Origin of the sequence: Sulfitobacter sp. D7 (assembly GCF_003611275.1) — a bacterium.
Classification (GTDB): Bacteria; Pseudomonadota; Alphaproteobacteria; order Rhodobacterales; family Rhodobacteraceae; genus Sulfitobacter; species Sulfitobacter profundi.
On sequence record NZ_CP020694.1, the window covers coordinates 1,911,265 to 1,932,706 of the forward strand.

At 62.6% G+C, this 21,442-nt stretch carries 21 protein-coding genes and 1 tRNA gene; 5 read left to right on the plus strand and 17 right to left on the minus strand.

All coding sequences use genetic code 11. The features are described 5' to 3' along the window. Positions 1-5 precede the first annotated feature (5 nt). The 7 genes from proB to B5M07_RS09295 form a co-directional block, all read right to left on the minus strand. A complete protein-coding gene (proB, locus tag B5M07_RS09265) occupies positions 6-1,112 on the minus strand; it encodes a glutamate 5-kinase (protein WP_120351092.1) in 1,107 nt (368 codons plus the stop codon). After that, complete coding sequence (gene obgE, locus B5M07_RS09270; protein WP_120351093.1) at positions 1,100-2,134, minus strand: GTPase ObgE; 1,035 nt, start codon at positions 2,132-2,134, stop codon at positions 1,100-1,102. Before obgE ends, proB begins: the two co-directional genes overlap by 13 nt. A 30-nt stretch (positions 2,135-2,164) precedes the next feature. Next, positions 2,165-2,701, minus strand: coding sequence for a GNAT family N-acetyltransferase (locus tag B5M07_RS09275; RefSeq protein ID WP_120351094.1), 537 nt, complete (start codon positions 2,699-2,701; stop codon positions 2,165-2,167). Between the two features lie 295 nt (positions 2,702-2,996). Further along, entirely contained in the window at positions 2,997-3,266 is a 270-nt protein-coding gene (gene rpmA, locus B5M07_RS09280) for a 50S ribosomal protein L27 (protein WP_007119633.1), read from the minus strand. A 12-nt stretch (positions 3,267-3,278) separates the two neighbouring features. Further along, on the minus strand, positions 3,279-3,968 hold the full coding sequence (locus tag B5M07_RS09285; protein ID WP_120351095.1) for a 50S ribosomal protein L21: 690 nt from the start codon (positions 3,966-3,968) through the stop codon (positions 3,279-3,281). Between the two features lie 204 nt (positions 3,969-4,172). Then, positions 4,173-4,982: a DUF2059 domain-containing protein gene (locus B5M07_RS09290; protein WP_120351096.1), complete on the minus strand. Its 810-nt coding sequence runs from the start codon at positions 4,980-4,982 to the stop codon at positions 4,173-4,175. After that, positions 4,982-5,824, minus strand: a complete 843-nt coding sequence (locus B5M07_RS09295; RefSeq protein WP_409202454.1) for a DUF2059 domain-containing protein — start codon at positions 5,822-5,824, stop codon at positions 4,982-4,984. The genes B5M07_RS09290 and B5M07_RS09295 overlap by 1 nt, the downstream gene beginning before the upstream one ends. Before the next feature lie 145 nt (positions 5,825-5,969). Here B5M07_RS09295 and B5M07_RS09300 point away from each other — a divergent pair. The 4 genes from B5M07_RS09300 to B5M07_RS09315 all read left to right on the plus strand — a co-directional run bounded on the left by B5M07_RS09300 (position 5,970) and on the right by B5M07_RS09315 (position 9,233). Next, a tRNA-Ser gene (locus B5M07_RS09300) sits at positions 5,970-6,059 on the plus strand. A 223-nt stretch (positions 6,060-6,282) separates the two neighbouring features. Then, on the plus strand, positions 6,283-7,137 hold the full coding sequence (locus B5M07_RS09305; protein ID WP_162931838.1) for a universal stress protein: 855 nt from the start codon (positions 6,283-6,285) through the stop codon (positions 7,135-7,137). A gap of 29 nt (positions 7,138-7,166) precedes the next feature. After that, the gene (locus B5M07_RS09310; protein WP_120351098.1) at positions 7,167-7,580 is read left to right on the plus strand and encodes a c-type cytochrome; all 414 of its coding nucleotides are present in this window, start codon (positions 7,167-7,169) and stop codon (positions 7,578-7,580) included. A gap of 123 nt (positions 7,581-7,703) precedes the next feature. Next, on the plus strand, positions 7,704-9,233 hold the full coding sequence (locus tag B5M07_RS09315) for a PAS domain S-box protein (RefSeq protein WP_120351099.1): 1,530 nt from the start codon (positions 7,704-7,706) through the stop codon (positions 9,231-9,233). Here B5M07_RS09315 and B5M07_RS09320 read toward each other — a convergent pair. Beyond that, positions 9,230-9,964, minus strand: coding sequence for a response regulator (locus B5M07_RS09320; protein ID WP_205570929.1), 735 nt, complete (start codon positions 9,962-9,964; stop codon positions 9,230-9,232). The two genes, B5M07_RS09315 and B5M07_RS09320, sit on opposite strands and share 4 nt — an antisense overlap. Positions 9,965-10,120: 156 nt before the next feature. Here B5M07_RS09320 and B5M07_RS09325 point away from each other — a divergent pair, with 156 nt between their 5' ends. Beyond that, a complete protein-coding gene (locus B5M07_RS09325; RefSeq protein WP_120351100.1) occupies positions 10,121-10,804 on the plus strand; it encodes a helix-turn-helix domain-containing protein in 684 nt (227 codons plus the stop codon). A gap of 52 nt (positions 10,805-10,856) precedes the next feature. On the opposite strand, the gene ccoS is transcribed toward B5M07_RS09325, so the two are convergent. The 9 genes from ccoS to B5M07_RS09370 form a co-directional block, all read right to left on the minus strand. After that, on the minus strand, positions 10,857-11,048 hold the full coding sequence (gene ccoS, locus B5M07_RS09330) for a cbb3-type cytochrome oxidase assembly protein CcoS (RefSeq protein ID WP_067628064.1): 192 nt from the start codon (positions 11,046-11,048) through the stop codon (positions 10,857-10,859). Further along, entirely contained in the window at positions 11,045-13,165 is a 2,121-nt protein-coding gene (locus B5M07_RS09335; RefSeq protein WP_120351101.1) for a heavy metal translocating P-type ATPase, read from the minus strand. The genes ccoS and B5M07_RS09335 overlap by 4 nt, the downstream gene beginning before the upstream one ends. Next, a complete protein-coding gene (locus tag B5M07_RS09340) occupies positions 13,162-13,638 on the minus strand; it encodes a FixH family protein (protein WP_120351102.1) in 477 nt (158 codons plus the stop codon). The genes B5M07_RS09335 and B5M07_RS09340 overlap by 4 nt, the downstream gene beginning before the upstream one ends. After that, positions 13,635-15,224 carry a cytochrome c oxidase accessory protein CcoG gene (gene ccoG, locus B5M07_RS09345; RefSeq protein WP_120351103.1) on the minus strand — a complete coding sequence of 530 codons (1,590 nt, stop codon included), beginning with the start codon at positions 15,222-15,224 and terminating at the stop codon, positions 13,635-13,637. Before ccoG ends, B5M07_RS09340 begins: the two co-directional genes overlap by 4 nt. 98 nt (positions 15,225-15,322) lie before the next feature. Next, complete coding sequence (gene ccoP, locus B5M07_RS09350) at positions 15,323-16,225, minus strand: cytochrome-c oxidase, cbb3-type subunit III (RefSeq protein WP_120351104.1); 903 nt, start codon at positions 16,223-16,225, stop codon at positions 15,323-15,325. Then, complete coding sequence (locus B5M07_RS09355; protein WP_120351105.1) at positions 16,222-16,410, minus strand: cbb3-type cytochrome c oxidase subunit 3; 189 nt, start codon at positions 16,408-16,410, stop codon at positions 16,222-16,224. The genes ccoP and B5M07_RS09355 overlap by 4 nt, the downstream gene beginning before the upstream one ends. A 10-nt stretch (positions 16,411-16,420) precedes the next feature. Next, positions 16,421-17,257 carry a cytochrome-c oxidase, cbb3-type subunit II gene (gene ccoO / locus B5M07_RS09360; RefSeq protein WP_205570854.1) on the minus strand — a complete coding sequence of 279 codons (837 nt, stop codon included), beginning with the start codon at positions 17,255-17,257 and terminating at the stop codon, positions 16,421-16,423. A gap of 5 nt (positions 17,258-17,262) precedes the next feature. Further along, positions 17,263-18,873, minus strand: a complete 1,611-nt coding sequence (gene ccoN / locus B5M07_RS09365) for a cytochrome-c oxidase, cbb3-type subunit I (protein WP_120351106.1) — start codon at positions 18,871-18,873, stop codon at positions 17,263-17,265. Positions 18,874-18,993: 120 nt separating this feature from the next. Continuing rightward, on the minus strand, positions 18,994-21,441 hold the full coding sequence (locus tag B5M07_RS09370) for a GcvT family protein (RefSeq protein WP_120351107.1): 2,448 nt from the start codon (positions 21,439-21,441) through the stop codon (positions 18,994-18,996). Between the last annotated feature and the right edge of the window lies 1 nt (position 21,442).

Consider the following 21,442-nt stretch of genomic DNA (forward strand, 5'->3'; position numbering starts at 1 on the left):
CGCGCCTAGAGCGCCATGTCGTCCCGATGAATCAAGGCCGCCCGCCCGGGATAGCCCAGCAGGGACTCGATCTCTGCGCTTTTGTGGCCCTTGATCTGCCCGATCTCTTCGGCGGAATAGCGGCTGAGACCATGGCCCACGGCATGCCCCGCCGGGTCGTACATGGCGATGCTGTCACCGCGCTCAAAACGGCCTTCGACAGCCGTCACCCCCGCGGGTAACAGCGATGTGCCCCGCGCCAGGGCCGCGACCGCGCCGGCGTCCACAGTGACCGCCCCGCGCGGTTTCATCGCGGCGATCCAACGTTTGCGCGCGGCCTGCGGATCGCTCTGCGCGCTGAACCACGTGGCATTCGCCCCACCTTCAAGCGCAGTGAGCGGGCGCGAGACGAAACCATCGGTGATCGCCATCGCGCAGCCTGCCGTGGTCGCCGTGCGCGCGGCCATCAGTTTGGTCTTCATGCCACCTTTGGACAAACCCGACCCGGCATCGCCCGCCATCGCCTCAATCTCGGGCGTGATGCTGTCGATCACCTCATAGCGTTGCGCGGTGGGATCCTGCGAAGGATTGGCGCTGTAGAACCCATCCACATCGGAAAGCAAGATCAACTGGTCCGCCCCCACTGTCACCGCGATCTGCGCCGCGAGACGGTCGTTATCGCCAAAGCGGATTTCATCGGTCGCCACCGTGTCATTCTCATTCACGATCGGCACGACGCCGAGCGAAAGCAACTGCTCAAGCGTGGCGCGGCTGTTGAGGTATCGGCGACGGTTGGCGCTGTCTTCCAGCGTGACCAAGACCTGCGCGGTCGTGATGCCATGGGGGGCGAGCACCTCTTCGTAAGCTCGCGCGAGGCGGATTTGCCCGACAGCCGCCGCCGCCTGTGCTTGCTCCAGCGCCAAGACAGTCGGCGGGAGGCCCAAGACACCCCGTCCAAGTGCGATGGAGCCCGAGGAAACCAGTACAACGTCGCAGCCCAACCCTTTGAGCCACAATACATCTTGCGCCAATCCGGTCAGCCAGTCCCGGCGCAAATTACCGCTGTCGCGGTCCACCAAAAGGGCGGAGCCGATCTTGATAACGACACGGCGGGCGGTGCTTAGGGTTGCCAAGGCGTGTCTTCCTCGGTGGTGCGGAAGCGCAGGCGGTCGTCATCGATGTTTTGGCGTAGGGTCCGCAACACTTCGGTCACGCCTTCACCGGCGACACTGGACATCATCATCACCTCGCCGCCGCAAGCTTTTTCCAATTCACTCAAACGACTTGCCCGCTCTTCTTCATCCAGCGCATCAACTTTATTCAACACCGTGACGCGCGGCTTTTCCGCCAGATCGCCACCATAGGCTTCCAGCTCGCCGATGATGGTGTGATAATCTTCCGCCACAGTCTCGGACGTGCTGTCGATCAGGTGTAGCAACACCGCGCAACGCTCGACATGGCCTAGGAAAAGATCGCCCAGCCCGCGCCCTTCGGAAGCGCCTTCGATAAGGCCGGGAATATCGGCTACGACGAATTCTGTGTTATCGACACCAACCACCCCAAGGTTCGGGTGCAGCGTGGTGAAAGGGTAATCCGCAATCTTTGGCCGCGCGTTCGATGTCGTGGCGAGGAAGGTCGACTTACCCGCGTTCGGCAGACCCAAAAGCCCCACATCGGCGATCAGCTTGAGCCGCAGCCAGAGCGTACGGTCGACGCCCTCTTGGCCCGGGTTTGAGCGGCGCGGCGCTTGGTTGGTGGCGGATTTGAAGTGCAGGTTGCCCCAGCCGCCATTGCCACCACGCGCTAGCTGGACGCGCTGGCCCAGCTCTGTCAGGTCCGCGATGACCGTTTCTTGATCCTCGTCGAGGATCTCCGTGCCGACGGGCACACGCAGGATGATGTCATCGCCATCCTTGCCGGTGCGCTGTTTGCCCATGCCGGGTTGCCCGTTCTTGGCAAAGAAGTGCTGCTGATAGCGAAAATCGATCAGCGTGTTCAGCCCATCCACTGCCTCGGCCCAAACCGAGCCGCCGGTGCCGCCATCGCCGCCATCCGGACCGCCATATTCGATGTATTTCTCGCGTCGGAACGACACACAGCCGCCGCCCCCGGCACCGGATCGGATATAGACTTTGCACAGGTCGAGAAACTTCATGGTCTTGCCTTTCAGGCGCGGGAAACGGAGCTACAGCTTGCAGCTATAGGTCCATGTGGGTACGGCAGCATCGCGGGCCAAGCAATAGGTTTCCGCGTCGCCGAGATAGACAAACCCTGCGTTGGTGAGCACCTTGGCCGAGGCCGGGTTGTCATGGAAAACAGAGGCAAAAAGCGCGTCATTGCCCAAGGGGTTGGCATCCACCAAAGCCTGCACCGCGTCGGAGGCCAGATGGGTGTTCCAGAACGCCGGGGCGACCCAATAGCCGATTTCGGACTGGTTCCGGTCGAGCCGGGTGAGAGAGATCACCCCCATGACCTCGGAACTCTCCGCGCGGGTGCCATCCATGACCCAGACGTCTTCTTCCCGGTCATCCGACATTGCGCGGGTCACATAGGCTTCGACACTGCCCGGCGGCAGCGGATGCGGGATAGAGGATGTCGCATTGGCGACCCGAGGGTCGCTGGCATACATCTCAATCATGCCCATATCCGACCGGCGCACCGGGCGTAGGTCAAAACGCTTTGTCTCAATAACTGGTTGGTTCACAATCGCTTCCAACTGCATCGTCATGTTCCTCCTCCGAACAGACTGGATTGGGGGCTTTGGTCCAAGCTGGCCGCCCCTGCCCCGATGAGGCGCAAACAGCGCTTCGGGGCGTTGATACATCCGACATATTCCTCCCTGCCGAATGTAACGACTTTATCAAAATTCGGCCCTGTCCCGCCAAGAACGGTAAAACGATCTGACAGGCCGTCGAGCCTTGAACTGAAAAACAAACGCATGGGACATGTCCCGGAAAAAGAAAAGGGACCGGCGGTATCGCCGATCCCTGATTTTTTCAAACCCTTTGGGGTACGGCTTATTCAGCGGCCTCCGCGCGTGGCAGAACCGAAATAAACGTGCGGTTTTTCAGACCCTTGTGGAAGGTCACAGCGCCGTCGACGGTTGCAAAGATCGTGTGATCTTTGCCCATGCCAACGCCATTTGCAGGCCAAAACTTGGTCCCGCGCTGACGCACGATGATGTTGCCGGGGATAACGGCTTCGCCGCCATATTTTTTCACGCCAAGGCGACGACCAGCTGAGTCGCGCCCGTTACGGGATGAACCGCCTGCTTTTTTATGTGCCATCTCGGTCTCTCCTTAGCCTTTGGTCTTTTCTTTGGCCTGATCGACCCAGCCTTCACGCTGGATACGGCCTTTGAAAGACAGTTTCTCGTCAACTTCAGCGATATCCGCTTCGGTCCATGCTGCGATCTGGGCAAAGGAAGTGATCCCCGCTTCGTGCAGCTTCTTCTCAAGTGCCGGGCCAACGCCGCTCAGCTCTTTCAGGTCGTCGGTGCCTGCGTCGGCTTTCTTGGCCTTCGGCGCGGTTTTTTCGGCTTTCGCCTTAGGTGCGGCGGCCTTCTTGCTCTTGGCTGGCTTTGCAGCATCATCGGACTTGCCGGTGATCGCAGCAACAGCGGCAGCGCTTACTGAGCCGGTGCCGATGGCAGCAGCAACGCCCGACTTATCCGCGCCCGAAGACAGGATGTCGGTGATCTTGATCAAGGTCAGTTTCTGACGGTGACCTTTGGTACGCTTGGAAGAGTGCTTCCGGCGACGCTTGACGAAGTTGATAACCTTTTCGCCTTTGATCTGGTCAACGACTTCGGCCTGAACGCCTGCATCTTTAACCATAGGCGCGCCGAGCACGGGGCTGTCGCCGCCGAGCATCAGAACTTCGTTGAACTGGACTGTTTCACCAGCATTGGCCGCAATACGTTCAACCCGCAGCATATCGCCGGATTGCACTTTGTATTGCTTGCCGCCTGTCTTGATGACCGCAAACATGCGTCTTCCTTTTCTGTCATCCGCGTTCTGTGGCCCCCGCTTGGGAGTTTGTGGATGGCTTTCCGGCCAATCCGCCTCGAACAGCGCGCCCATGGGGCGTCATTAAAAACAATCCCTAAGACGGATTACCCGCCGGGATGCGGGCTTATCTTCGGAATGGCGGGACAAGTCAAGTAGGTTTTCGCGCTCAATTCTCTGCCCCTGTCAGAGGCTTTCGGCCACCATATTCAGGGCCAGAGCACGTCCAAGCCCATAAGAGATATCCTCATAAGCCCGGCCAAACCCGTCGAAAAGCGCCCGGTTGAGGGCACGCCCGGCGCCTGTCTCGGCAAATTGAGCATATTGTGCAATCTCGGCGTCGCGCAGGGGGTGATAGGCCAGCAGCAGATAGGCGTGCATCCAGACAGAGGTGTCTTCGGTAACCGCCTCCAGCTCGGCGCCGACCTCGGCCAAGAGGTCTTCGTCACTGTCTTCCAAGGCGCCACCGTCGCGCATTCCGCGCAGGAACTGGAAATTGCTGTTGAGCGCCGTGCTGACATTGCGGTCAACCATATCGGCGGCGTCGATCAAGCGGCGGATCAGAGCGACCCGTGGATCATGATCCCCGGCCAATACGCCATAGTGCGCCCGCGCGATCTGCTCCACTTCCGGCTCGGCAATGGCGGCACGGCCCGCGTTCTCCAGCCCGACGATCCGACCGCCCAATTCCGTTGAATAGAAGTCAATCGCCTGCTCGACTTCGCCAGAGGTCATCGTCTCTTCCAATGCCCGGCGCACCATTTCGACCATGCGCCCGGCGTCATGGATGCTTTCGACCTGCATCTGCCAGCCCGGACCGCCCTGCCCGCCCAGCATGTCTTGGTTCAGCATCTCGGCATGGGCCTGCCCCTCGTCACTGAGGATCACCGCCGCTTGCCGAAGCTCCAACAAATCGACAAGCACGGTCATGCGCGCGTCGGCCCAAGCGGGCAAAGCCAGAAGCCACAGGAGTGGCGCAAATACCCAAGCCCGCATCAGAGGTCCTGACTGGGCTGCATCGCCGCGAGCCGGGTGGCCACGGCCTCGAACCGATTGGCCATAATCTCATATTGGACCGCGTTCATCAGCGTATAAACCTGCTGCATCTCGGGATGCTCCAGCGCCTCGGCATAGGCGAGCAGATCGTCGTCTGAGAAGGATTGATAGGTGTAGGCCGCGTTGGCCAAAGCATTCGCGGCAATCTGAGCGCCCAGTTCATCGGCCTGCGCGCGCATCGCTTCGCGCAGGTCAGGCTCTTCCATCTGCAATTCGATCACCCCGGCGCCCGCGGCGGCCAAAAGGAAGCGGATCTGCACCTCTTGAATGGCCCGGACCGAGATCTCTTCGACATCGCTGGCGACATTCAAACGCCGCAGTGTTTCCAATCGCGGCGAGCCAATGCGCTCAAGCCCCGCCACAATCGCTGCACCGCTTTCCGCCTTCAGCCCGTCATCCTCGGCCATATGCGCCTTGTTCTCTACGGCCACCAAACGCTGGCCCAGATCGCTCGCATAGAAATCGGCGGCATGATCCAGCAGATCGTCGCTCAGCGTTTCAGACAGGATATCCATCGCCATGCCGTGCATCAACTCGGTGTCAAAGACATCCCGCACCAGCCGCGACCATTCCGAGCCGAAATCCTCGCTTTGCAACCCCAACATCTCGGGCGCGGAATCGGCGGAGAGGCGAATGCTCTCCAACGCCACGTCAAAGCCGGTCACTTCCAAGAACCGCTCCAACGCGCCGCGCTCTGCCGCCCGTAGCGGCACGGCAAGGGCGACAAGCAGCATCATCGCCATGACGAAGGGGGCTGCGATCAATCTATTTTGGCGAAACATGGGCTGTCCTTTCGCGGAATTCTGCCTTTAAACTTAGGCTGTACCAGCCCCGGCGCAATGAAAATCCCCAAACTTTCCCTTGATGCGCAAAACCCCTCTTGCCACTGCCTGAAAAGGCGACTAAACGGGCCCCCCAGACCCCCGCGGAGAGGTGCCGGAGTGGTCGAACGGGGCGGTCTCGAAAACCGTTGAGCCTTCACGGGTTCCCAGGGTTCGAATCCCTGTCTCTCCGCCACTACCGCCTTGAGAGTAGTGACTTTTTATCCGATCGATAATGGATGACGATATGCTGAATATCGCTCACCCCCAGTAGGCGCTGGCGCGTTTTTCTAGCCCCTCGTATGCCCCTTCACAGCACCTCCGCCGCCAAGTGATCCCCACACCTCCAATTGATCCAGATCAATGCAGCTTCCCCGTCGCCGCCCCATACTGGCCTCGGTCACATGAGGAGCGCCGCTATGCAAAATACCACACTGACAGTCGTTCTCGGGGTCAACGCCCGGCCCGACCAGTTAGAGACCCTCGCGCGCGAGGCGCAGACCCATGGCGCCCATCTGATCGTTCTTCTGCTCAGCGAAACCGCTCCGGTTCCGGTCTATTCCATGGGCGTGGGAGAGCTCAGCACCTATTCCCTTCCCGCTGGCTGGCAGTCGGATGTGGAGGAGGCCCGCGCCGCGGTCGAACAGCAGCGCAAGGAATTCTCGCAGTATCTCAGCGACCAAGGTGCCAGCGCGGATGTCCGCGCGGTCTGTGGTGAAGCCACGGCCCTACGAAACACCGTCGCGCGGGCGGGGCTGACCTGTGATGCGGTGCTTATCGGGACGGACCTGCGCGAAGACGCGCGCTTGTTCGAAGACATCGTCCATGCCGCGCTGTTCGATTCCGCTGCCCCCGTCTTGCTGAACATATCGAACCCACAGGCGGCTCTGGCCCCGCAATCGGTCTTGGTGGCATGGAAAGCGGGCCTCCCAGCCAGGCGGGCGATCCGGGCGGCTCTGCCAAGCCTGCGGACCGCGCGGGAGGTGACTGTGGCGCTCTTCGATCCGGTCTCGATCTCTGCCTATGACGGGGAAAACCCCGGCACAGATGTCGCGGCATGGTTGACCCACCAAGGGTGCCACGTCGCGGTGCAGCAATATGCAAGCGGCGGAGAGGACATCGCTACCGCGATCGTGAAGCGCGCCAAGGAAACCGGCGCCGAGCTGATCGTCATGGGGGCCTATGACCACTCCCGCCTGCGCGAAAAGGTTTTTGGCGGCACGACCCGCAGCCTGATTGAACAAAGCGCCTTTCCCGTGCTTCTGTCGCACTAATGCCCGCTGATACAAAGGACCTGCTGCACATGCGCCCTTGTTTAACCGCCTTTGTCGGGCTGTCCTGCGCCCTTCTCGCTGCCTGTTCAGACGGGCCTTCCGAAGATGCCGACCGGGTCCGCGAAGGGCAGCGGGTCTATGCAAAGGAATGCGCCGCCTGCCACGGTGCGCGGGGCGAAGGGGCTGGCCCCATGTCGCTGCAGCTTGATGTTGTGCCGCCTGACTTGGCTGGGCTGAAACAGCGCAATGACGGGTATTTCCCGCGCGAATTTGTCAGCCGCTTTGTCATGGGCCAGCTTGCAAAAGACGATCCTGCCTCCCCGATGCCCGACTTTTCCGCCGTTGGGCTGCGCCATGTTTACCCCAATGGCGGCGCGGATGGGGAGGTGCTGGAAACCGATTTCGCCAATCTGCTCGATTATTTGGAAGCGATCCAGTGGTAGTGTAATGGAGATCTGGGGGCAGGCACCCGCCGCGGCCCTGAGCGTCACCCCCTCCATTGCGCCCAAGCCCTTAGCCGCGCTATCGCATGCCCTGCCCCGCCTCCCCACAAACGGACCCCGCGCATGAAAATCAACGATGAAAGCCCCGTTCTGCTGGCCCTTCTGGACGCCGCCGTTGACGCCATGGTGGTGGCGGATCGCGCGGGCAATATCCTGCGGGTGAACAAGGCCGCGGCGGCGCTTTTTGGCCATTCGGTCGAGGCGTTGGTGGGGAGAAACGTGCGTATGTTGATGCCGGGGGATATGGCCGTTCAACACGACGGCTTCCTGCGCCACCACCTTGATACCGGCGAGAAACGCATCATCGGCGTGGGCCGCGATGTCGAAGGGCTGCGCGCCAACGGCAGTGTTTTCCCGCTGCATCTTTCCGTGGGCCGTGCGGATATCTCTGGCGAGGTCGCCTTTGTCGGCATCATGCACGATCTGTCGCGCAGAAAGGCCGCCGAAGAGGCCACCGCCCGCTCGCAACGCATGGACGCCATCGGCCAGATGACCGGTGGCATCGCCCATGATTTCAACAACCTGCTGACGGTGGTGATTGGCAATCTGGAACTGCTGGAAATGTCGGAAACCTCTGCCAAAAGCGGCGCATTGATTTCCGACGCGCTTGAAGCCGCAGAGATCGGGGCGGACCTGACTTCTCGTCTGATGGTCTTTGCCCGCAAAAGCACGCTGAACGCCGCGGTGATCGACCTCAACGCCGAAGTCTCCAAGGCCGTGGCGATGCTCAAGCGTACCATCCATGGCCATATCGCGGTCGAGACGGCCTTTGCCGAGGACCTCTGGCAGGCCAAGGTGGACGCCACCCAACTCCAAACCGCCGTCTTGAACATCGCCCTCAATGCCCAAGATGCCATGCCCTCGGGCGGTAAGATCACCTTGGAAACCCGCAACATGCAGCTTGATGACACCTATGTCGCACAAGAGATCGGCATCGACATGGGCAACTACATCCGCCTGTCGATCGCCGATACGGGCGCAGGCATGTCCCCCGAAACCCGCACCCGCGCGATGGAGCCGTTCTTTTCGACCAAGCCGGTTGGTCAGGGCACGGGGCTGGGCCTGTCGATGGTTTACGGCTTCATCAAGCAATCCGGCGGGCATATCGCGATTTACAGCGAATTGGGCAAAGGCACGACGATCAGCCTCTATTTTCCGGCGCTTAAAGACAGCGCACGGGCGCGCCTCGTATTGAGTGAGGACCCCGAGCGGCACGCCGCCATCGGCACTGGCCTACGCGTGCTGCTGGTTGAGGATGATCCGATGGTGCTGCGTTTGTCCGAAACCCGGCTGAGAACGCTGGGATTCGACTGCGTTACGGCAACGACTGGCGATGCCGCTTGGGACATCCTGCAACGGCGCGACGACATCGATGTGGTCTTTACCGATCTGGTGATGCCCGGCGAACTTTCGGGCCATGCCTTGGCCAAACGGGTCGCGCAAGACATGCCCCACCTGCGGATATTGATCACCTCAGGCTTTTCCGAAAACGTCCTGCGCGGAGAGGAGGAGACCCATGCCTTCGCCATCCTGCGCAAACCCTACAGACAGGCGGATTTGGCCGAGGCATTCCGCAGCCTGCTGCAAGATTAATCCGCGCTTTCGGCAGGGCTTTCTGTCAGCACATAGCCGACCCCGCGCACCGTCTTGATCAACAGTGGACGGGCCGGATCACGCTCGACCTTTTTGCGCAGCCGCGCCACTTGGTTGTCGATTGTCCGGTCCAAAGGCGCCCAGTTCTGCCCGTCGGTCAGATCCATCAGCCGGTCGCGCGACAGCGGTTTCTTCGCGTGGGTTAGAAAGGCGGCCAAGAGTTTGAAATCAGCCGTGGTCAGATCACCCTCCTGCCCGTCACGGCCCAGCAGCAGCATCCGGTCGAGGTTGATCTTCAACCCATCGAGCGCGAGCCACGGGTCGTCGCTTTGCGGCGCAGGCGCGCCCGCCTCGCGTTTGCCACTGCGCCGCAGAACCGATTTCACACGGGCCAAAACTTCTCGCACATGGAACGGTTTGGTCAGATAGTCATCCGCGCCCAGTTCCAGCCCGACAACCCGGTCGATCACATCGTCTTTGCCCGTCACCATGAAGATCGGCACGTCATGGTCGCGCTGCAGCTCACGCGCGATGTCCAGCCCGTCTTCGGCGCCGAGGTTGAGATCCAAGGTCACCAGATCAAAGGCTTCCGCCGCAAAGGCCGCTTGCACGCTTTGCGCGTTATGCGCCTCGGTCACAAGGTAGCCATCGCTCTCAAGGCAGCGCCTCAGAAGCGTTCGGATCTTGGCATCGTCATCAACAACAAGGATTTTTTTCGCGGTCACGGCCATCACTCACAAAAGCTGCGCTTGTATAGTCCGCAACCCAAGCGAGCACCACCCGCAGCACCACCCCCTGCGACAAAGCGTTACAAACGGATACAACACCGCAGGTCTTGCTGCGACATACACCTGAGAATGTGACCGCGCCCCAGAAAGGACGATCGCATGTACGTGACGCTATCAAACGAGTTCACTCCCGCAGTCAAAGTGCCAGAGATACAGCTTTGCCCCCGCGCCCCCGCCGCGCAGACGCCTCGCAAGCGGCAGGCGGTCGGGACGCATCTGTTTCGCGAAGGCGACATCGCCCATCATATCTATGAGATCACCTCGGGTGTCTTTCGTCTGACCCGCGTGCTGGGCAACGGGCGGCGGCAGGTCATCGCCTTCGGCCTGCCGGGCGATATCATCGGCTTTCCCAATGGCGCGCTACATCACAGCGATTGCGAGGCGATCGAGGCGGCGGAGGTGATCGCACACCGCCGCCATTCGCTCGACGATTTCGGCGGAGACAACGACACGCATAAGCGGCTGTTGAACGCCGCCCTGCGTGAGATCTCGGCGATGCAGGATCACTTCATGATGCTGGCCCGCAAATCCGCAATGGAAAAACTCGCGTCCTTTCTGATCACGCTGGCGGAGCGCAACGGGCGGCCGATCGGCAATCACACCACCTGCGCCCTGCCCATGACACGCGGCGACATCGCCGATTTTCTGGGCCTGACAATCGAAACCGTCAGCCGCACCCTGACCCGCCTGCGCAAACAGAATATCATCGCGCTTGAAACCTCTCAGACGGTCCTGATCAAGGACATGGACGCGCTGATCTCGGCCTCGCAGGCCGCTGACTGAAAGCAATCTGCCACAGAACCAAAAGCGCGGGTTTCGGCCCACCCTTTGCGCTTCAGGCCGTTTTGTCCGGCCTAGGGTTCTGTCGGTCCTCGCCATTGGGCACCTCCCCATTCTCCAGCAAAATCCGCGCGGCGTCGCCTTCCAGATCATCGTATTGCCCATTGCGCAGCGTCCAAAGACAGGCCGCAAGACCGGCCGCGCCAAGGCAGATGGAGACGGGGATCAGAACGATCAGGATATTCATCGGCGCACCGCATTCAAAACCACGAGGATAGAGGAGGACGACATCACCGCCGCCGCCATCAGCGGGGTGGCAAAGCCCATGACCGCCACCGGGATCGCAACCGCATTGTAGGCCGCGGCCAAGGCCAAGTTCTGCCGGATGCGGCTGCGCGCCCGCCGCGCCAGACGCAACGTATCCTCCACCGCAGATAGATCACCGCCCAGCATCACCCCGTCCGAGGCGACCCGCGCCGCATCCAGTGCCGTGGCCGGGGCAAGGGACGCATGGGCCCCCGCAAGAGCCGCTGTGTCATTCAGCCCATCGCCCACCATCATCACCCGCCTGCCCTGCGCAGCCATATCGCGGACCAGATCGGCCTTATCCTCAGGCCGGACGGCGGCATGGACCGTTGCAATGCCCAATGTTCGGGCCAAGATAGCCGCCCGCTGCGCGGTATCGCCGGTGACCATGGCAACCTCCAGCCCCCGCTCTTGCAGCGCGCTGACCGCTTCTGCGGCACCGGCGCGGGGTGTTTCAATCAGCGGCAGGGGGATGCAACGGTCTGGCAGTTGCAGCTCTGGCCCATCCTGCCCCCGGCGCAAGGAAACCGGCGCGCCGTTCCACAGACCGTTGATCCCCTGCCCCGGCACCTCTCTCAATTCGCGCAACTCGCCGGGCATATGACCCTGCAGCGCCGCCGCCAGGGCGCGTGACGCCGGATGGTCCGACGCCTGCGCGAGGGCAAGTGCCACCGAAGCCGCGCGCGCATCAATAGCGGGCAGACGCGCCACGCCTTCAGTCAGCGTCCCGGTCTTGTCGAACAGAACCGTGTCGATCTCGGCCAAACGCTCCAGCGCCGTGGGGGATTTCAGCAGCACGCCCGCGCGGAATAAACGCCCCGTCATCGCCGCCGTCACCGCTGGAATGGCCAGTGCCAAGGCGCAGGGGCAAGTGATGATCAGCGTCGCCGTGGCCACCGCGATTGCCTGATAGAGTTCCCCCGTCAGCCCCCACCAGGCGACGAAAGCCGCCGCCGCCAGCCCATGCACCACCGGCGCATAAAGCCGCGCCGCGCGGTCCGCGATCCCGCTGTAGCGGTGCTTGCCGGTCTCAGCCACTTCGACCAGAGCCGCCAAACGGCGCAGGGTGCTGTCCTCGGCGCGGCGGGTGACGCGCAGGTTCAGCGGCGCGCCGAGGATCACCTCGCCCGCACAGATCGCCCCGCCCGCCGCTACGGCAACGGGGTCGGCCTCTCCGGTCAGGGCGGAGCGGTCCACCATCGCGGCCCCCAAGGCCATGCCGTCCACCGGCGCGCGGGCCCCGGCGGCAAGGGCGATGCGGTCGTCGGGCATCAAGGCGCTCACCTCCACCGTCTCACGGCCCTTTGCGGTCAGACGGGTGGCGCGCGGCAGTTCCAGCGCCGTCAATTCCGCCGCGGCAGAGCGCGCCGTCGCCCTTGCGCGGTGCTCAAGGTAGCGGCCCACCAGCAGGAAAAAGGTCAGCGACAGCGCCGCGTCGAACCATGTATGCGCCCCCGTGGCGGCAAAAGTTTCATAAAGTGAGGTGGCCGCCGCCAGCAGGATCGCCAGCGCAATCGGCACGTCCATGTTCATCCGCCCGGCCCTTAGGGCGACCCCTGCCGAGGCAAAGAACGGCACCGCGGAGAAGGCCAGAGCAGGCAGCGCGATGGCCGCGGAAACCCAGTGAAACATCTCTCGCGTTATTTCGCCCGCCCCGGACCAGACCGCGACGGAAACCGCCATCACGTTCATCATGGCAAAGCCCGCGACGGCGGCACGGGCCAGCAGACGGCGGCCTGTGTCATCCCCCGCCGGGCGCAGGGCGGTCGCATCCAACTCATGTGCCTCAAAGCCCGCCTCGTTCAACGCCTGAAGCGCCGCGCTGGCGTCATATCCGGGCATCAGGACGATCCGCACCCGCTTGGCCCCAAGGTTCACCCGCGCGGTTTTGACTGAGGGCATTCGGACCAAGACCCCCTCGACCCCCGCAATGCAGGCCGCGCAGCGGATCTGTGGCAAGGCGAGGTGAAGTGCCTTGTCGTTCTCCGCAACCCGCTGCGCTGCGGCCTCGGCCGAGGGGGCGGCTGCGACACAGCCCGGACAGGCGGCAACGGTCATGGGGTCACCCGCAACGAAATGCGGCGGCGAAAGAGCGTGCCATCGGCGGCGCGCATCTCGATCCGGAGGTTCCAGTTGCCAGCGCCTGCGGTGACCGGGGCCACCCATGCATGGCCATCCCACGCGAAGGCAGGCGTCATGTCGTCCGCCACAGTGGTCGCACGGCCCAGTGTCGCCGCGATGATCTCGGGCCGTACCACCGCCTCTCCAGCGTCCTGCACCGCCAAGCGCAGCGCGGTGGCGGTCAGATTTGTTTCAACCATCCAGCCCAAAGCCTCTTGCGCCGCGCGGTCCGTGTCGAAATTCTGCGAGGCGATGTAGCTCGACTCGGTTTCCTTGCCCGGAAAGGTGCGCACCGCGTTGAACGCAAGCGCGAGGTTCACCGCGATGATGATCGAAAAGCCGCCCACGAAGATCGCCAGCACATGCCAGCCTGTGAGGGGGCGTTGCCTTTGCAACTCTGCTGCGGTCATTGGCTGTCCTTTCCATTGAAAATCGTATCGCCAAAGGCCCGCTCGCCTGAGCGGATATCTTCGACCCAAAAACGCAGACCGCTGCGCGGCGCTGCGGCGACTTCGGTCTGCGGCGGGGCGATCACATAGACCCGTTGCAGGCGGGTGGTGTCGGCGGGCACAGCAACCACCGGATCAGGCGCCCCCTCGATGCTGAGGCCCAAGCCATGGTCCCCCGCGAGAGACAGCCGGAACGCCCGCGCCTCCCCATGTTTGTTGCGCAGACGGATGTCATAGGCGTTGCGGATCGATCCATCCGACAGGGTAACGAAGGTCGGGTTGCGCACCGGGGCGATGGTCATGTCGATCTCGGGCCGGATGAACAGGGCCACGACAAGCGCCACACCGATGGTGGCCCACGCGGCGGTGTAGATGAGCGTCCGAGGGCGGAAGACATGCTGCCAAAGCGGCTTGGGCTGCCACGGAGGCTGGATGGCCCCGGCGACATCCCCCGCCGGGGCTTCGCCAAGTCCCGCCACGGCGGCGCTCGCCTTGGGCGCAGTAGGCGGCTCATCATCCAACGCGAGGTAGTCGATCAGCCCGCGCGGGCGGCCGATCTTGGCCATCACATCGTCGCAGGCGTCGATGCAGAGCGCGCAGGTGATACATTCCATCTGCTGGCCTTCGCGGATGTCGATCCCCATCGGGCAGACCGCGACACAGGCGTTGCAATCGATGCAATCGCCCAAGACCTCTCCATCCCGCGATTGGCGGTCGCCTGCGGTGTTTTTGTCCAGCGCCGCGCCGTAGCGCGCCACCGCATTGCCGCTGCCGATCGCCTCTGCCGCCGCTTTCTGGCGCTTTACCCCGCCCTTGCCGCGCGGCTCCCCCCGCCATTTGCGGTAGCCGACGGTCAGCGTGCCGGGGTCCATCATCGCGCCTTGAATGCGGGGCCAAGGGCACATGTAGATGCAGACCTGTTCGCGCATGAAGCCGCCAAAGATAAAAGTCGTGGCGGTCAGCACGGCAATGGTGGCATAGGCGACGGGGGCGGCTTGCAGGGTCACTAGGTCGCGCGCCAGACTGGGCGCATCGGCAAAGTAAAAGACCCACGCCCCGCCCGTGGCCACCGCGATCAGTAGCCAGACCAGCCATTTCGCCCCCCGCAGCCGCGCCTTGCGCAGGCTCCACGGCGCGTTGTGCAAACGAATACGGGCGTTGCGGTCGCCCTCGATCCAGCGTTCGACGGTCATGAAGAGATCGGACCAGACGGTTTGCGGGCAGGCATAGCCGCACCAGACCCGACCCAGAGCGGAGGTGAACAAGAACAAGCCCAGCCCCGCCATGATCAGCAACCCGGCCACAAAGTAAAACTCATGCGGCCAAATCTCGATCCAGAAGAAATGGAAGCGCCGGTTGGCGAGATCAACCAGAACCGCTTGGTCCGGCAGGTTCGGCCCCCTGTCCCAGCGAATCCACGGGGTGACGTAATAGACCCCCAGCGTGAGGATCAGGATCACCCATTTTAACCGGCGAAAGAAGCCGCTCACCCGGCGGGGAAAAATCGGCTCTCGTGCGGCAAAAAGCGGGGGGGCGGCGTTGGACATCGGCGGTATGCTCCGGGGGTTACGTCTTGCGGCCTACACCCGCGGGGCGCAGGCCGTTTTGATCTGCATCAATCCGCAGATCATTTTGTCATACCTACTCAATCGGCGGCTGCACCCTCGGCATCGACCGCAGCCTCGCCCCCGCCCAGACCGTGGACATAGGCGGTCACAGCGCGCACCTCGGCCTCGCCCAGACGGGCCTGCCACGGCGGCATCACCCCCATGCGCGGCGTTTTGAGTTGCCGCAGGATCGCATCATGGCTGCCGCCGCGCAGCCAGATCGCATCGGCAAGGTTCGGCGCGCCCATCTCACGGTCGCCAAGGCCGCGTTCCCCATGGCAAGCGCTACAGTTGTCGGCAAAGACTTCCGCTCCCGCCCGCGCCGCGCCCGCGTCATGCTCAAGCCCCGACAGGCTGCGAACGAAATGCACGGTGGCGTCGAGATCGGCCTCTTCCATCCAGTCAAAGGGCGGCATTTCAGAGAAGCGCGCGTCGGGGTCATCTTCGTTACGGATACCGTGGCGCACTGTATAGGCGATATCCTCCATCGTGCCGCCCCAGAGCCAATCGTCGTCCAAAAGGTTGGGGTAGCCCGAGGCCACGACACCCCCCGCCCCCGCGCCGTGGCATTGCGAGCAATTGGCGGCAAAGACCGAGCGCCCGGCCTGCGTCGCGAAACGGTGCAGTTCTTCGTTGTCCTTCAGCACCGCCAGATCGACGGTCACGAGGCTCTGCGTCAGATCGGCGTTCGACAGGTCCACGCGGGCGATCTCGGCGGCGACTTCACCGCGGGTGGAATAGCCCAAAAGCCCCGCCGTAGCACCCGAGACCATCGGCCATGCGGGATAGAGGATGGTATAGATCACGCCCCAGACGACGGTGGCGTAAAAGGTCCAGAGCCACCAGCGCGGCAGGGGCGTGTTCAGCTCTTCGATCCCGTCCCAACTGTGGCCTGTGGTCTCGGTCCCGGTGGCGGGGTCGATCTTGCGATTGTCGGTCATGGCTGGGCTCCGTCATGGCGGGCTTGGTCAGGCTCTTCGTTGCGAAATGGGACGGCGGCGGCATCGTCGTGCAGGGCGCGCGCGCCGGGGCGGAAGGCCCAACCAATGACCCCGAGAAAGATCAACGTCAGGATCAGAAGCGCCCAGCTGTCTGCCAGTTCGCGCAGGAAAGAATAGGTGTCCATGGCAGGCTCCTCAGCGGGTGGCGTCGGGCACGAAGGTCGAGAAATCGACCAGCGTTCCGAGCATTTGCAGATAGGCGATCAGGCCATCCATTTCGCTGATGCCCGGCTGCCCGTCGAAGCTGCGCACCTGCGCGCCGGGGTAGCGTTGCAGCAGCCCGTCGTAGTCCCCCATGGGATCGGCCTGCACCCGGAAATCGCCGCTGACATTCGCGATCATCTCATCGCTATAGGGCACGCCGACCGTCCGGTGGGTCGCCACCAGATCGGTCACATCCTCAGGCTCAAGCTTGGCATCCATGAGAAAAGCGTATTTCGGCATCACGCTTTCCGGCACGACCGACTGCGGGTCCATCAGGTGATCGACATGCCACTCATCCGAATAGCGCCCGCCGACCCGCGCCAGATCCGGCCCGGTGCGTTTAGAGCCCCATTGGAACGGGTGGTCGTACATCGATTCCGCGGCAAGGCTGTAGTGGCCATAGCGTTCGGTCTCGTCGCGCATCGGGCGGATCATCTGGCTGTGGCAGACATAGCAGCCCTCGCGCACATAGATTTCCCGCCCCGCCAGTTCCAGCGGCGAATAGGGGCGCATGCCGTCGACCTCTTCGATGGTATTCTCCAGCCAAAAGAGCGGCGCGATTTCAACGATCCCGCCGATGCTGACCACCCCGAGCGAGGCAATCAGCAGCAGGGTCGCATTGCGCTCGAACCGCTGGTGAAAGGTGATCGTCTGCGTCTCGGGCGGCAGTTCGTTGGGGATTTTGCCCGTTTTCACGCCTTCGCTGGCGGTTACGACCTTGGGATCGTCAGCGGGGTCATAGTTCGGGCTGTGGGGGTTCTTGGCCATTGATCTTACTCCGCTGGCAGGGCGACGGTGACGGGGCGGGCTTGCGGGGCGCGGATGGTCATCCACATGTTCCAGACCATCACTGCACCGCCCGCGAGGTAGAGCACCCCGCCCAGACCTCGGACCACATACATCAGGAATTTGGCATCGACGGTGTCGGCAAAGCTGTTGACGAGGAAGCCATTGGCATCGACCTCACGCCACATCAGCCCCTCCATAATGCCTGAGACCCACATCGACGCCGCGTAGAGAACGATGCCAAGGGTCGCGAGCCAGAAGTGCAGGTTGATCGCCGCCATGGAGTGCATCTGCGCCCTACCCCAGAGCCGTGGCGTCAGGAAGTAAAGCGCGCCAAAGGTGATCAGCCCGTTCCATCCAAGCGCGCCGGAATGCACATGGCCGATGGTCCAGTCGGTGTAGTGGCTCAGCGAGTTTACCGCGCGGATCGACATCATCGGCCCTTCAAAGGTCGACATGCCGTAAAAGGCGAGCGAGGCGACGAACATGCGGATGATCGGATCGGTGCGGATCTTGTCCCACGCGCCTTCGAGCGTCATCAGACCGTTGATCATCCCGCCCCAACTGGGCATCCACAGGATGATCGAAAACACCATCCCCAGTGTCGCCGCCCAATCGGGCAAAGCGGTGTAATGCAGGTGATGCGGCCCAGCCCAGATATAAAGAAAGATCAGCGCCCAGAAGTGGATGATCGACAGCTTGTAGCTATAGACCGGGCGGCCAGCCTGCTTTGGCACGAAGTAATACATCATCCCAAGGAAACCGGCTGTCAGGAAGAAACCCACCGCGTTATGGCCATACCACCACTGCGTCATGGCATCCTGCACGCCCGCAAAGACCTGCACCGATTTCGAGCCCCAGATCGACACCGGGATGGCGAGGTTGTTGACCACATGCAGCATCGCCACGGTGATGATGAAGGCCAGAAAGAACCAATTGGCGACATAGATATGACGCTCGCGCCGCTTCAGGATCGTGCCGAAGAATACGGCGAGGTAGGTTAGCCAAACGATGGTCAGCCAGATGTCGACGTACCACTCCGGCTCGGCATATTCCTTGGACTGGGTGGCCCCCAGCAAATAGCCTGTCGCCGCCAGCACGATGAAAAGCTGATAGCCCCAAAAGACGAACCACGCCGCGTTCCCACCCCAGAGCCGCGCCGAAGAGGTGCGCTGCACGATGTAGAACGACGTGGCGATCAAGGCATTGCCCCCAAAGGCGAAAATCACCGCGCTGGTGTGCAGCGGGCGAAGCCGGCCAAAGTTCGCATAGGGCTGCGCCCATTCGATATTGAGGGCCGGAAAGGCGAGCTGAAAGGCGATGAAGGTACCGACCAGAAACCCCACCACGCCCCAAAAGGCGGTGGCAATCACGCCATAGCGGATCGGACCATCCATATAGCCCTGCGGCGCCATGGACACGGCAGGCCGTGCATCCTCAACAGGCATTCGGCGCAACTGCCAAAAGAACAACCCCGCCGCCACCAGCATGATCAGCAGGGCATGGACCATATAAGCCGGATCGCGCGCCCAATCCGCCCCGAGTGCTGCAAAAAACACTATAAGCGCAAGCACGATCAACTTGAGCGTATCGAACATATTCCGAATCCCTTCATCTTTGGGAGACGGATCGCATGCGGCTGAGACCACCGCTTTGATCTATGTCAAAGAGGGCGGCATAAGCCTGCGAAGGGCGCGATTTCTGGGCGGGCGCGGGGCCTAGCTTTTCGAGCGCGCCCCGCTGGGATCATACATCGGTTTCAGGCTCGCCTCGGCCTTGATCCGGCGGCCCGCGACGTCGATCTCATAGGTCGAGCCCAGCAGGTCGGGGACGCTTTCCCCTTCGCAGGGCACATAGCCCAGCCCGACCGCGCCGCCCAAGTGATGCCCGTAATTGCCCGAACTGAGATAGCCCGCGAGTTGCCCGTCCCGCAGGATCGGCTCGGCGTGATACAGCAGCGGCTCCGGGTCCGTCAGACGCAATTGCACCATTCGCAGGGTCAGCCCCGCCTCCTTCTTGCGCAACACCGCGTCGCGGCCAATGAAATCGGGCTTGTCGGTCTTCACCGCAAAGCCCAAGCCCGCCTCCAGCACATGGTCCTCGCAGGTGATGTCATGGCCGAAATGGCGAAACCCCTTTTCGATCCGACAACTGTCCATCGCGTGCAGCCCGCAGAGTTTCAGCCCATAGGCCGCGCCTGCGTCGATCAGCACCTCAAAGACATGGGCCGCCATTTCAGTGCTGACGTAAAGCTCCCAACCCAGTTCGCCCACGTATGACACGCGGTGCGCCCGGGCGAGCCCCATGCCGATCTCGATCTCCCGCGCCATGCTGAAGGGGTGCGTCTCGTTAGAGAAGTCATTGGGGGATATCGCCTGTAAAACCTCCCGCGCCTTTGGCCCCATAATGGCGAGGACCGCTTCGCCCGCCGTCACATCCGTGATCACAACAAGGCGCTCGCCCGCATGGCGGCGCAGCCATGTTTCATCCGCCAACCGCGTCGCGGCGGGGGTGACGACGAGATAGGCCGTTTCGCTGAGCCGCGTCACGGTGACATCCGCCTCGATCCCGCCCCGAGGGTTGAGGAATTGCGTATAGACAATCTTGCCCACCGGCACCGCCATCTGCGCACCGCAGATATGGTTCATGAAAGCCTCGGCCTCTGGCCCCTCGACCCGGATCTTGCCGAAGGACGACATATCATAAAGCCCGACGCCCGTGCGGATGGCGGCGTGTTCGGCGGCTTGATTGTCGAACCAGTTCTGCCGCCCCCAAGCGTAGCGGTATTCACGCTCTTGGCCGGCATCCGCAAACCAATTGGCCCGTTCCCAGCCCGCAAATTCGCCCATGACCGCGCCATGCTCCTGCAGATGTGCGTGCACCGGGCTGCGCCGGATGCCCCGCGCGGTCGCCTTTTGGCGATAGGGAAAGTGGTCGGCATAGAGCAGGCCCAGCGTTTCGGTCGACCGCGTCGCCAGATAGGTCTTATTGCCCTGAAACGGCTGCATTCGCGCGATGTCCACGTCACCCAGATCAAAGGGTTTTTGCCCGTCTTCCATCCATTGCGCCAGCGCCATGCCCGCGCCGCCCGCCGACTGAATCCCGATAGAGTTGAACCCGGCGGCGACCCAGACATTGTCCATCTCGGGGGCCTGACCGAGGTGATAGGCATCATCGGGGGTGAAACTTTCGGGACCATTGAAAAAGGTGTGTATCCCCGCGTCCGCCAGCAGTGGCAACCGTTTGACGGCCATCTCAAGGATCGGCTCGAAATGGTCGAAATCTTCGGGCAGTTGGTCAAACTCGAAACTCTCGGGGATGCCCTGCAGCGCCCATGGCTTGGCGACAGGCTCAAACGCACCAAGCAGGATTTTGCCCGCATCCTCTTTGTAATAGGCATATTCATCGGGGACACGCAGCACCGGCAATTCGCGCAAGGAGGGAATGGCTTCGGTGACGATATAGAAATGCTCACAAGCTTGCAGCGGCACGTTGCTGCCCAGCATCCGGCCCACGTCCCGCCCCCACATGCCTGCGCAATTGATGACATGCTCGGCCTCGATCTGCCCCGCGCTGCCATCCTCCCCGGCCCAATCTACTGCTGTGACCCTACGCCCCGCACGCACCACGCCGGTGGCCTTGATCCGCTCTGCCACGATCGCGCCACGCGCCCGCGCGCCCTTGGCCAACGCCAGTGCAATATTGGCCGGATCGCCCTGCCCGTCTTTCGGCAGATAGACCGCGCCGGTCATGCCTTCGGTCTCTACGTGGGGATACTTGGCGTGCACTTCCGCGGGGGTGATTTCCTCGACCTCCACGCCAAAGGCGCGGGCCATGGCGGCCTGACGCAGAATTTCCTCGCGCCGCGCAGGTGTCAGCGCGGCAGTGATCGACCCCACGCGCTTGAACCCCGTGGCGACCCCGGTTTCCGCCTCAAGCGCGCCGTAGAGTTCTTGGGAATATTTCGCCAGCCGCGTCATGTTCTGCGTCACGCGCAGCTGCGCGATCAGCCCTGCCGCGTGCCATGTGGTGCCAGAGGTCAGCTGTTTGCGTTCCAGCAACACGACATCGGTCCAGCCGAGCTTTGTCAGATGGTACGCGACCGAACAGCCGATCACGCCACCGCCGATGATGACGACGCGGGCTTTGGAAGGCAGTTGTACCATT